Raw genomic sequence first — 11,666 nt, 5'->3', positions numbered from 1 at the left:
CCGTGGGGGAGGGCCCGGATGTGCCGACGCGGCGCCTGCGTCCGGCGGGAGGTACGGGAAAGCGATTACCCGCGTTCAATCACACGCCGAATCAATCCCGGGCTCCGCGCACTCCGTACGGAGGACTCCGTACACTCCATGCGAAATCGACCCCTCCGATCGGAGTTAGGCCTTCCGGATGGAGTCGGATTGACGAATCATGCATCCTCCTGCATACTCATGCATGTCAGCGAATGCACTGTAAGGAGAATCCCGTGACCGAGCGCGTCGTACTCGCCTATTCGGGCGGTCTGGACACCTCCGTCGCCATCGGCTGGATCGCCGAGGAGACGGGCGCCGAGGTCATCGCCGTTGCGGTCGACGTCGGCCAGGGCGGCGAGGACCTGGACGTCATCCGCAAGCGCGCGCTCGCCTGCGGTGCCGTCGAGGCCGAGGTCGCGGACGCCAAGGACGAATTCGCCGACGAGTACTGCCTCCCGGCGATCAAGGCCAACGCCCTCTACATGGACCGCTACCCGCTGGTCTCCGCGCTGTCCCGGCCGACGATCGTCAAGCACCTCGTCGCCGCCGCGCAGAAGCACGGCGCCACCACCGTCGCCCACGGCTGCACCGGCAAGGGCAACGACCAGGTCCGCTTCGAGGCCGGCATCGTCGCCCTCGCCCCCGAACTGAGGTGCATCGCCCCGGTCCGTGACTACGCCATGACCCGCGACAAGGCCATCGCCTTCTGCGAGGCCAAGGGCCTGCCGATCGCGACCACGAAGAAGTCGCCGTACTCCATCGACCAGAACGTGTTCGGCCGCGCCGTCGAGACCGGATTCCTCGAGGACATCTGGAACGCGCCGATCGAGGACGTCTACGAGTACACGCAGAACCCCGCCGTGGCGCGCGAGGCCGACGAGGTCGTCATCACCTTCAAGGAGGGCGTGCCGGTCGCCATCGACGGCAAGCCCGTCACCGTCCTCCAGGCCATCCAGCAGCTCAACGAGCGCGCGGGCGCCCAGGGCGTCGGCCGGATCGACATGGTCGAGGACCGCCTCGTCGGCATCAAGTCCCGCGAGGTGTACGAGGCTCCCGGCGCCATCGCGCTGATCACGGCCCACCAGGAGCTGGAGAACGTCACCGTCGAGCGCGAACTCGCCCGCTACAAGCGGCAGGTCGAGCAGCGCTGGGGCGAACTGGTCTACGACGGCCAGTGGTTCTCCCCGCTCAAGCGCGCGCTGGACGGCTTCATCACCGAGGCCAACCAGCACGTCAACGGCGACGTCCGGATGACCCTGCACGGTGGGCGGGCCGTCGTCACCGGCCGGCGCTCCGAGTCGTCCCTGTACGACTTCAACCTCGCCACCTACGACACCGGCGACACGTTCGACCAGGCCGCGGCCAAGGGCTTCATCGACATCTACAGCCTGTCGTCGAAGATCGCCGCCAAGCGCGACCTCGCCTGACCCTCCGACCGGCGGATCGCCCGACCGGACGGACCCCGACGGCCTGACCGGCTGACGCCCCGTCACGCACTACTCTGACACCGCCTCCTCACTCTCCTGCGCCTGAGTGAGGAGGCGGCGGCGCATCCATGATGTGGCCCATCCATGACCTGCCTGTCTTCGAGGAGCAACGCAAGTGAGCAGCAACAGCGGTGACGTACGGCTCTGGGGCGGCCGTTTCGCCGACGGTCCCGCCGAGGCCCTGGCCAAGCTGTCCGCGTCCGTCCACTTCGACTGGCGGCTCGCGCCCTACGACATCGCCGGTTCGCGGGCGCACGCACGCGTGCTGCACGGAGCGGGCCTGCTCACCGAGGACGAGCTCACCCGCATGATCGAGGGCCTCGACCGGCTGGAGGCGGACGTCGCCGACGGCTCGTTCACCGGCACCATCGCCGACGAGGACGTGCACACCGCCCTGGAACGCGGCCTGCTGGAGCGCCTCGGCCCCGACCTCGGCGGCAAACTGCGCGCCGGCCGCTCGAGGAACGACCAGGTCGCGACCCTGTTCCGGATGTACCTGCGGGACCACGCCCGCACGCTCGGCGGCCTGATCGCCGACCTCCAGGACGCCCTCGTCGGCCTCGCCGAGGCCCACCCGGAGGCGGCCATGCCCGGCCGCACCCACCTCCAGCACGCCCAGCCGGTGCTTTTCGCCCACCATGTCCTCGCCCACGTCCAGGCGCTGTCCCGGGACGCCGAGCGGCTGCGCCAGTGGGACGAGCGGACCGCGGTCTCGCCCTACGGCTCGGGCGCACTGGCCGGCAGCAGCCTCGGCCTGGACCCCGAGGCGGTGGCCCGGGACCTCGGCTTCGAGCACGGCAGCGCGGCCAACTCCATCGACGGCACGGCATCCAGGGACTTCGTCGCCGAGTTCGCCTTCATCACCGCGATGATCGGCGTGAACCTCTCCCGGATCGCCGAGGAGGTCATCATCTGGAACACGAAGGAGTTCTCCTTCGTGACCCTGCACGACGCCTTCTCCACCGGCTCGTCGATCATGCCGCAGAAGAAGAACCCGGACATCGCGGAGCTGGCGCGCGGCAAGTCGGGCCGGCTGATCGGCAACCTGACCGGCCTGATGGCCACCCTCAAGGCCCTCCCGCTCGCGTACAACCGCGACCTCCAGGAGGACAAGGAGCCGGTCTTCGACTCCATCGACCAGCTGGAGATCCTGCTGCCGGCCTTCACCGGGATGATGGCCACCCTCACCGTGCACCGCGAGCGCATGGAGGAGCTGGCCCCGGCTGGCTTCTCACTGGCCACCGACATCGCCGAGTGGCTGGTCAAGCAGGGCGTGCCGTTCCGCGTCGCGCACGAGGTCGCCGGCGAGTGCGTCAAGACCGCCGAGGCCGAGGGCAAGGAGCTCGACGAGCTGACCGACGAGCAGTTCGTGAAGATCTCCACCCACCTCACCCCCGAGGTGCGCACCGTCCTCAACGTCCCCGGAGCCCTCGCCTCCCGCGACGGTCGCGGCGGCACGGCACCGAGCGCGGTCGCCGTCCAGCTCGCCGAGCTCAGGACGGACCTGGCCGCCCAGCGCGCGTGGGCGGACGCCAAGAAGTAGCCGACGCCGAGAAGCAAGGGAGCGGGTGTCGCAGGGGCATCGCGGGTTACGTTGGTCGCAGCCGCAAGGAGCCGACCGAACGGAGCCCCGATGCCCTTCTCCGCACTGGCCTCGGCCACCACCCCCACCTGCCACATCGGCCTGGGACTCGCCGCCGTCGGACGACCCGGCTACATCAACCTGGGCCGTGACGACGACCTCGGCGCCGACCGCGGCGTCGAGGCCCTGCGCACCCGTACCCACGACCTCCTCGACGCCGCCTACGCCCAGGGCGTCCGCTACTTCGACGCGGCCCGCTCGTACGGCAGGTCGGAGGAGTTCCTCGCCGACTGGCTGACGAAGCGGCCCGACGCCGACGACGTCGTCATCGGCAGCAAATGGGGCTACACGTACACCGCCGACTGGTCCACCGACGCCGAGCACCACGAGATCAAGGATCACTCCCTCGCCGCCTACGAGCGGCAGCGCGCCGAGTCCGACGCGCTGCTCGGGGACCGGCTCGACCTCTACCAGATCCACTCGGTGACCCCCGAGAGCCCCGCACTCACCGACAAGGACCTCCACGTCCGGCTCGCCGAGGCGGCGGCCCGGGGCCTCACGGTCGGCTTCTCCACCAGCGGCCCGGCCCAGGCCGACGCCATCCGCGCCGCGCTCGCCGTCACCGTCGACGGCGAACCCCTGTTCCGTACCGTCCAGTCCACGTACAACGCGCTGGAGACCTCCGCCGAGCCCGCCCTGGCCGAGGCCCACGACGCCGGGCTCACGGTGATCGTCAAGGAGGCCATGGCCAACGGGCGGCTGGCCGCTGCCCACGCCCCCGACGCGCTCAGGGCCGTCACCGAGGAGACCGGACTGGCGTGCGACGCCGTCGCCCTCGCGCTCGTACTGCGCCGGCCCTGGGCGGGCGTCGTCCTCTCCGGCGCCGCCACCACCGTGCAGCTCGCCTCCAACCTGCACGCGGCCGTCGTCGACCTCGACGACGACCAGCTCGCCCGCCTCGCCGCGCTGCCCGAGGACCCGCACGCGTACTGGGAGCGGCGCGGACGGCTGGCCTGGCACTGAGGAGCCCCTGCCTCGGGCCGGCCCGCCGCCGGGAACACGGAGACCGGCGAAACCGCCGGGGCCGGGCGTCCGTAGGGCCGCGGTGCCCTCGCCCCGCCGGAGGTCACGGGGCGTCGGGCGTCAGGCCGCCTTCGCCTTGCTGGCGTACATGTCCACGTACTCCTGCCCGGACAGGCGCATGACCTCCGTCATCACCGAGTCGGTCACGGCCCGCAGGATGTAGCGGTCGCGGTCCATGCCCTCGTAGCGGGAGAACTCCATCGCCTCGCCGAAGCGGACCGTGACCCTGCCCGGCCGGGGCAGACCCGCGCCGCCCGGCTGGAGCTTGTCGGTGCCGATCATGGCGAACGGGACGACGGGCGCGCCCGTCATCAGGGTGAGCCGCGCGATACCGGTCCGGCCCCGGTAGAGACGGCCGTCGGGGGAGCGGGTGCCCTCCGGGTAGATGCCGAAGACCTTGCCCTCGTCCAGCACCCGGCGGCCCGTCATCAACGCCGCGACCCCGCCCCGGCCACCGTCGCGGTCGACCGGGATCATGCCGACGCCGGTGAAGAACCAGGCCATCAGCCGGCCCTTGAGCCCCTCGCCGGTGACGTACTCGTCCTTGCCGATGAAGAAGACCTGGCGGTCGCAGACCAGCGGCAGGACCATCGAGTCGATGAAGGTGAGATGGTTGCCCGCCAGGATCACCGGACCGTCACCCGGAATGTGCTCCAGGCCCTCCACCCGTGGGCGGAACATCAGGCGCATGACCGGGCCGAGCACTGCCTTGATGAGTGCGAAGCGGGACAACGGGTCCTCCGGTGTCGGGAATGCGATATGAGTCTGTGCAGGTGAGGACATTACTCGCGGCCGAGGGGGCGCCGCACGTCGGGTTCACCCAGGTATTACACGGTGTCTACGCATGTTCACCTGCGGTGACACGATGTTGCGCGCCCGTAACCCGTGCGCCGGGATGTGAGGCATGTCGCGTCCGGGGGAGCCGGCGCCGGTCGGGGTGCGACCGCCGTCGGTCCGGAGTCCGGGCACGGCCCGGAGGGAACCACGCATGCCCCCCGGCCCGCGGGAGGCGCGCCGCAGACCCCCCGGAGCGGTCGGGTACCCCGGTGCGGCGCCCCCGAACCCGACGGCATGTCAGGATTTCTTCCCCGTGCGGCCGTTCGGGTTGCGGCTCACCCGTGTGGCATCCCGTATCCCCGTGTCACCCGCGTGTTCCGGCCATGGTCTCCCGTTCGTCATGTACGCGCCCCTACGATCGCCCCGCAGTGACGGCCAACGGCAGGAGGGTCCCCATGGGAACGCAGGAGTCGGGCGAGCGGACGGACGAAACGGCGACCGGCGGGACCGGACGGCGCGCGCTCCTCGGCGCGGCGGTGCTCGGCGCGGGCGGCACGGTCCTCGGACTGGGCGGCACGGCGAGAGCCGCCGAGAGCCGGCCCGGCGCGTCCCGGCGCGGCGGCGGACGAGGACTCAAGGGCCTGCCCGTCCCGACGGTCATCGGCCACCGGGGCGCCAGCGGATACCGGCCCGAGCACACCTTCGGCGCCTACGACCTGGCCCTCGACCTGGGCGCCGACATCGTCGAGGCCGGCGACCTGGTGCCCACCAGGGACGGCCACCTCGTCTGCCGGCACGAGCCGGAGATCGGCGGCACCACGGACGTCGCGGACCGTCCCGAGTTCGCCGACCGCGAGCGCACGAAGCTGCTCGACGGTGTCTCCGTCACCGGCTGGTTCACCGAGGACTTCACCCTCGCCGAACTCAAGCGGCTCCGCGCCGTCGAGCGCATCCCGGCCAACCGCCCGCACAACACCCTCTACGACGGCCGCTGGGGGATCCCCACCTTCGAAGAGGTGCTCCGCTGGCAGAACGAGCAGACCCGGGAGCGCGGCAAGCAGGTCTGGATCTACCCCGAGCTCAAGCACCCCACCTACTTCCGCAAGCTGGGCCTGGGCACCGAGGAACTCCTCGCCCGGCTGCTGCGCAAGCACGGCAAGGACAAGAAGAACTCGCCCGTCATCGTCCAGTCCTTCGAGCCCACCAGCATCCAGCGGATGAGCCGGCTCGTCGGCAACCCGCTCGCCGTGCTGCTCTCCGGCGCGAACAGCCGCCCCTGGGACTTCGTGGAGAACGGCGACCCGCGCAAGGTGGCCGACCTCGTCACGCCGAAGGGCCTCAAGGAGATCGCCTCCTACGCGCAGGGCATCGGCCCCACCCTGGACCTGGTCATCCCCAGGGACGCGGCCGGAAACCTCACCGAGCCCACCACCCTGGTCCGTGACGCGCACCGGGCCGGGCTGATCCTGCACCCCTACACGATGCGCAACGAGAACCCCTTCCTGCCCGCGAACTTCCGCAAGGGCGGCGACCCCGACGCCTACGGCGACGTCTTCGGCGCCTTCCGGGCCTACTTCGCCACCGGCATCGACGGCGTCTTCACCGACCACCCGGACACCGGTCTGCTGGCCCGCGAGGACTTCGTCAACGGCTGAGCCGTTCCGCCCCGGTCGGGGTGAGTTCCGGCCGCTCCGGCAACCCCGCCGGGGCGGCCGGCGTCGTTGCGCGTATGACGCACGACCTGGTCACCGCCCTCCGTCCGCTGCTCACCGCGGAGGCCTCCGCCGAGGCGTACGCGTCCGGCGCCGAACCCGCCGACCTGGAACAGGCGGTCTGGCTGCGCCTCCTGGAGCGCCTCGACGCACACGACCCGCCGCACGATCCGCCGGGCTGGCTCCGCCGGACCGTCCGCACCGAGGCCCGCCGCACCCGCCGCACCGCCCGGCACGAGACGCCGTGGGCCGGTGACCCCGCCGACACCGCCGGCACCGGCGAGGGCGACCCCGAGTTCCTCGCCCTGGCCGCCGCCCGCCGCCGCGCCCTGCGGGACGCGGTGCGCCGGCTGCCCGGCCGCTGTCCCCGGCTGCTGGAGGCCCTGCTGTCCCCGCACGACCCGACATACCGGGAAATCGCAGGGGAGTTGGGTATCTCACAAGGCAGTCTGGGTCCGGAACGCTCCAGATGTCTTGGATGTCTGCGTCGTTTGCTCGCGCCGGAGGTTGCATCGGGGTGAGGACGGGGATAGGAGTGAGGGACCACAGGTGATCAGGTGAGCGGGAGGCGTGCGCACATGGGCATGAGCGTGACCATCTCTGCGGCGACGGAGCAGGACGCCGAGCAGATCTTCAGGTTGCAGTACCTGTGCTTCCAGAGCGAGGCGGCGCTGTACGGCAACTACCGCATCGCTCCGCTCGTCCAGAGTCTGGACTCGGTCCGCGAGGAGGTCACCGCCGACCTGGTCTTCGTCGCCCGGCTCGGCGACGAGATCGTCGGCTCGGTGCACGGCAGGAGCACCGAGGACGCCGCCGCGGCCATCGGCAAGCTCTGCGTCCACCCCCGCCTCCAGGGCCACGGCATCGGTGCCCGGCTGCTGCGCGCCGCCGAGTCCGCCCTCGCCGACGAGCGGGGCGCCAGGATGTTCCGTCTCCAGGCCGGTCACCGCAGCGAGAGCAACCTCCAGCTGTACAGCAGGGTCGGCTACCAGCGGGTCGGGACGTCCCGGGGCACGGACGGCGTACCGATGATCGTCCTGGAGAAGACGGCGGACTCGTACGCGACCACCGCCTGACGGGAAGAGCGCCGGGCGGGTGACGGGGCGGCCGCGCCCGATCGGGGCGCGGCCCCGTCACCGTTCGCCCGGGGCACGCCCGTTACGCCGGGCGGGCCTTGCGCAGCCAGTACAGCGCGGTGAGGGGCAGCAGGACGGGGATGAACAGGTAGCCCATCCCGTAGTCCGACCACACGGTCGCGTCGGGGAAGGCGGACGGATCCACCAGGGTCCAGGTGCCGACCGTCAGGACACCCGCCAGCTCGGCCGCGCAGCACACCAGCGCCGCCCTGCGGGCCGTCTCCCCGCCGCGGACCAGGGTGTACGTGATGAAGCCGTAGACCACTCCGGCGATCGCCGAGAGCGAGTAGGCGAGCGGCGCCCGGTCGAACTCGGTGGCGATCTGGTACACGGAACGCGACACGGCGCCGACGACCATCACCCCGTACAGCCACACCAGCAGCAGTCCGGGCCCGCCGATCAGCCGGGTCCCGCCCGGCTTCTGCTCCGGTTCCTGGTCCGTCACGGTCGTCTCAGCCCTTCCAGATGTCATAGAGCCGCACCTCGAGCACGGCCAGCACGACACCGCTCGCGGCGACCGTGATCGAGCCCCACCGGGTGCGCTCGGCCAGCGACATGAAGCCCGCCGCCGGGACGCACGCGAACGAGCCCAGCAGGTACGCCACGAAGATGACCGTCCCCTGCTCCGGCTCCTCGCCCCGGGCCAGCTGCACGACCCCGACCACCAGCTGAACCAGCGTCAGCAGGGTGACCACGGCCATGCCGATGAAGTGCCAGTCCTTCGTCGGCTGGTCGCGGTAGGCGGCCCAGCCGCACCAGGCGGCGAGCAGCAGCGCGGCGACGCCGGTCGCCAGCGTCAGGGCATCAAGCATGGCAGCGACCTTATTACGCCGTAATGGTCCCACCGTGCCCGGCCCCACCGTGCCCGTACGCGGCGGGGCCGGGCACGGGCACAGCCGCACACCGGGGCCCGTAGGGTCGATGGCATGACCATCCATGCGCAAGCCCTCCTGTTCGACAACGACGGCACTCTCGTCTCCTCCCTCGAATCCGTGCAGCGCTGCTGGACCCGGTGGGCCGTCGAGTACGGGATCACGGCCGAGGAGTTCGGGCGGATCGAACTGCACGGCCGCCCGGCCGTCGAGATAGCCGCCGACCTGCTGCCCGCCCATGTCGTGCCCGAGGCCGTCGCACGGATCGAGGACCTGGAGGTGGAGGACGTGCCGAACGGCGGTGCGATCCCGCTGCCGGGCACCCTGGACCTCCTCGGCGCGCTGCCGGCCGACCGCTGGGCCGTCGTCACCTCCGCGACCCGGCGGCTGGCCGAGGCCCGCCTCGCCGCCGCCGGCATCCTGCCCAAGACTCTCGTCGCCGCCGACGACATCACCCGGGGCAAGCCCGACCCCGAGCCCTATCTGCTCGCCGCCCGCGCCCTCGGCGTCGACCCCGCCCACTGCGTCGTCTTCGAGGACGCCCCCGCCGGGCTCCAGGCGGGCCGGGCGGCCGGGATGACCACCGTGGCCTTGGCCACAACCCACCAGGCCCACGAACTGACCGCCGATCTCGTGGTCGGGGACCTGTCGGCCCTGTCCGTACTGGTCACGGAGGCCGGGCTGGAGATCAGCGCACGGTCCTGACGTGCGGTCACGGGTGTCCACGGCTGTCCGGAATATGGACAGCCCTCTCCGGTCAGGGGCGAACATCTGCTTTACTTGCCGCATGACCACGACGAGCGACCGCATCCCTGCCACCGAAGCGCGTGTGCCGCTCGGTGCCGGATGTATGTGTCCGCTCCGAATGCGCGCCTTCTAGAGGGCCCCCGCAGCATCTGAGCCTCGCGCCCCGAAGCGAGAGCCGGTTCGTACCCGCACGCGAGTCCTCCGCGTTCCGCATGCGCACCGAACCACGCCCCCGCGCGCACGTCTCTCCCTGGTTGCTTCCGCACCGCTCGCGAGAGGCCGTGCCGAGTCCGGGCCGCTTCCGGCCCCTGAGCTTCGCCCCTCAATGCCTCGTGCGCGGCTGCCCTGACGTGCCGCGCACTCGAAAGTGACGGTTACCCACGTGATCACCACCTCGGGCCTCACCAAGGTCTACCGCTCGCGCGGACGCGAGGTCACCGCCCTGGACGGCGTCGACCTGCACGTCCGCGAAGGCGAGGTGTACGGCGTCATCGGCCAGTCCGGCGCCGGAAAGTCCTCGCTCATCCGCTGCGTCAACCTGCTGGAGCGCCCCACCTCGGGCACCGTGACCGTCGCAGGGCAGGACCTCACCGCCCTGGCCGGGCGCGGGCCGCGGGCCGGCCGGGAACTGCGACAGGCGCGCAGCCGCATCGGCATGGTCTTCCAGCACTTCAACCTGCTCTCCTCACGCACCGTGCAGGACAACGTCGAACTGCCGCTGGAGATCCTCGGCCGGTCGGGGAAGGAACGTTCCCGCAAGGCGCTGGAACTGCTCGACCTGGTCGGCCTCGCCGACAAGGCCAAGGCCTACCCCGCCCAGCTCTCCGGCGGCCAGAAGCAGCGCGTCGGCATCGCCCGCGCCCTGGCCGGCGACCCCAAGGTGCTGCTCTCCGACGAGGCCACCAGCGCCCTCGACCCGGAGACCACCCGCTCCATCCTGACGCTGCTGCGCGACCTCAACCGCCAGCTCGGTCTGACCGTCCTGCTCATCACGCACGAGATGGACGTCGTGAAGTCGATCTGCGACTCGGCCGCGCTGATGGAACACGGCCGCGTCGTCGAGTCCGGCACCGTCACCGACCTTCTGGCGACCCCCGGTTCCGAACTGGCCTCCGCGCTGTTCCCGGTCGCCGGCGAGGCGTCGGGCGACAACCGCACCGTCCTGGACATCACCTTCCAGGGCGAGAGCGCGACCCAGCCGGTCATCTCCCAGCTGGCCCGCACCTACAACATCGACATCTCGATCCTCGGCGCCGCCATCGACACCGTCGGCGGCCTCCAGGTGGGCAGGATGCGCATCGAACTCCCGGGCCGCTACGAGGACAACGTCGTACCGATCGGCTTCCTGCGCGAACAGGGGCTGCACATCGAGACCGTCGAACAGACGGAACCGGCGCAGCAGACACAGCAGGTGGACCGGGCGCCGTCGGCGCTCGTGAAGGAGGAGGCCAAGTGACCTGGTCCCAGATGCAGCCGCTGCTGGAACAGGCGTGTGGGGAGACGCTGATCATGGTCGGCTGGTCGACCCTGATCAGCGTCGCCCTCGGCCTCCCGATCGGCGTCCTGCTCGTCCTCACCGACAAGGGCGGACTGCTGCAGAACGGTCTGGTGAACAAGGTCATCGGACAGATCGTGAACGTCGGCCGCTCGATGCCGTTCATCATCCTCATGGTCGCCCTGATGAGCTTCACCCGCTGGATCACCGGGACGACCATCGGCAGCGAGGCCGCGATCGTGCCGCTCGCCATCGGCGGCATCCCCTTCTTCGCCCGGCTCGTTGAGACGGCCGTGCGCGAAGTGGACCACGGGCTCGTCGAAGCCGTGCAGGCCATGGGCGGCAATACCTGGACCATCGTCCGTCGGGTCCTCGTCCCCGAAGCACTGCCCTCGCTGATCGCCAGCATCACCACCACGATCGTCGCCCTCATCGGCTACTCGGCCATGGCCGGCACCGTGGGCGGCGGAGGACTCGGCGACCTCGCCGTCCGCTACGGCTACCAGCGCTTCGAGACCGGACTGATGTGGATCACCGTGGCGGTCCTCGCCGTGGTCATCTCCCTCATCCAGTTCGCCGGCGACTACGCGGCCCGCTCCCTGCACCACCGGGGCGGACGCCAGGGCTCCGGGCCGAGGCTGCGGCTACTCAAGGCCAAGGAACCGGCGGCGACGGCGGCGACGGCCGCGACGGCCGACGCCGGCAAGGCCGAGTAGCCCGGGCCTCGCCCCCAGCCTTCGCCCACCCCCCGATC

The 11,666-nt window shown here is 71.1% G+C and carries 12 protein-coding genes; 9 read left to right on the top strand and 3 right to left on the bottom strand.

The features are described 5' to 3' along the window. Positions 1–254: 254 nt before the first annotated feature. The 3 genes from AOK11_RS26110 to AOK11_RS26100 all read left to right on the top strand — a co-directional run bounded on the left by AOK11_RS26110 (position 255) and on the right by AOK11_RS26100 (position 4,113). The gene (locus AOK11_RS26110; RefSeq protein ID WP_055596169.1) at positions 255–1,448 is read left to right on the top strand and encodes an argininosuccinate synthase; all 1,194 of its coding nucleotides are present in this window, start codon (positions 255–257) and stop codon (positions 1,446–1,448) included. Positions 1,449–1,623: 175 nt separating this feature from the next. Then, positions 1,624–3,051, top strand: a complete 1,428-nt coding sequence (argH, locus tag AOK11_RS26105) for an argininosuccinate lyase (protein ID WP_055596168.1) — start codon at positions 1,624–1,626, stop codon at positions 3,049–3,051. 90 nt (positions 3,052–3,141) lie between these two features. Then, positions 3,142–4,113 carry an aldo/keto reductase gene (locus AOK11_RS26100; protein WP_055596167.1) on the top strand — a complete coding sequence of 324 codons (972 nt, stop codon included), beginning with the start codon at positions 3,142–3,144 and terminating at the stop codon, positions 4,111–4,113. 120 nt (positions 4,114–4,233) lie between these two features. Here AOK11_RS26100 and AOK11_RS26095 read toward each other — a convergent pair whose 3' ends face one another. Then, complete coding sequence (locus AOK11_RS26095; protein WP_055596166.1) at positions 4,234–4,905, bottom strand: lysophospholipid acyltransferase family protein; 672 nt, start codon at positions 4,903–4,905, stop codon at positions 4,234–4,236. Positions 4,906–5,405: 500 nt separating this feature from the next. Here AOK11_RS26095 and AOK11_RS26090 point away from each other — a divergent pair, with 500 nt between their 5' ends. The 3 genes from AOK11_RS26090 to AOK11_RS26080 all read left to right on the top strand — a co-directional run bounded on the left by AOK11_RS26090 (position 5,406) and on the right by AOK11_RS26080 (position 7,738). Next, positions 5,406–6,605 carry a glycerophosphodiester phosphodiesterase gene (locus AOK11_RS26090; RefSeq protein WP_055596165.1) on the top strand — a complete coding sequence of 400 codons (1,200 nt, stop codon included), beginning with the start codon at positions 5,406–5,408 and terminating at the stop codon, positions 6,603–6,605. A 74-nt stretch (positions 6,606–6,679) separates the two neighbouring features. Next, entirely contained in the window at positions 6,680–7,183 is a 504-nt protein-coding gene (locus AOK11_RS26085) for a sigma-70 family RNA polymerase sigma factor (protein WP_055596170.1), read from the top strand. Between the two features lie 57 nt (positions 7,184–7,240). Then, positions 7,241–7,738 (top strand): GNAT family N-acetyltransferase, encoded by a 498-nt coding sequence (locus AOK11_RS26080; RefSeq protein ID WP_055596164.1) that lies wholly within the window; start codon positions 7,241–7,243, stop codon positions 7,736–7,738. Between the two features lie 82 nt (positions 7,739–7,820). On the opposite strand, the gene AOK11_RS26075 is transcribed toward AOK11_RS26080, so the two are convergent. Together AOK11_RS26075 and AOK11_RS26070 are read right to left on the bottom strand one after the other, a co-directional pair. Further along, entirely contained in the window at positions 7,821–8,270 is a 450-nt protein-coding gene (locus AOK11_RS26075) for a hypothetical protein (RefSeq protein ID WP_055596163.1), read from the bottom strand. Beyond that, positions 8,251–8,610 carry a hypothetical protein gene (locus AOK11_RS26070; RefSeq protein ID WP_055596162.1) on the bottom strand — a complete coding sequence of 120 codons (360 nt, stop codon included), beginning with the start codon at positions 8,608–8,610 and terminating at the stop codon, positions 8,251–8,253. Before AOK11_RS26070 ends, AOK11_RS26075 begins: the two co-directional genes overlap by 20 nt. A 114-nt stretch (positions 8,611–8,724) precedes the next feature. Here AOK11_RS26070 and AOK11_RS26065 point away from each other — a divergent pair, with 114 nt between their 5' ends. The 3 genes from AOK11_RS26065 to AOK11_RS26055 all read left to right on the top strand — a co-directional run bounded on the left by AOK11_RS26065 (position 8,725) and on the right by AOK11_RS26055 (position 11,628). Continuing rightward, complete coding sequence (locus AOK11_RS26065) at positions 8,725–9,375, top strand: HAD family hydrolase (RefSeq protein WP_055596161.1); 651 nt, start codon at positions 8,725–8,727, stop codon at positions 9,373–9,375. A 424-nt stretch (positions 9,376–9,799) separates the two neighbouring features. Then, positions 9,800–10,873: a methionine ABC transporter ATP-binding protein gene (locus tag AOK11_RS26060; protein ID WP_055596160.1), complete on the top strand. Its 1,074-nt coding sequence runs from the start codon at positions 9,800–9,802 to the stop codon at positions 10,871–10,873. After that, a complete protein-coding gene (locus AOK11_RS26055) occupies positions 10,870–11,628 on the top strand; it encodes a methionine ABC transporter permease (RefSeq protein ID WP_055596159.1) in 759 nt (252 codons plus the stop codon). Before AOK11_RS26060 ends, AOK11_RS26055 begins: the two co-directional genes overlap by 4 nt. The last annotated feature ends 38 nt before the right edge of the window (positions 11,629–11,666 follow it).

This window comes from Streptomyces hirsutus, assembly GCF_001418415.1.
Lineage (GTDB): Bacteria > Actinomycetota > Actinomycetes > Streptomycetales > Streptomycetaceae > Streptomyces > Streptomyces hirsutus.
This window is presented reverse-complemented; position numbering and strand designations above follow the sequence as displayed.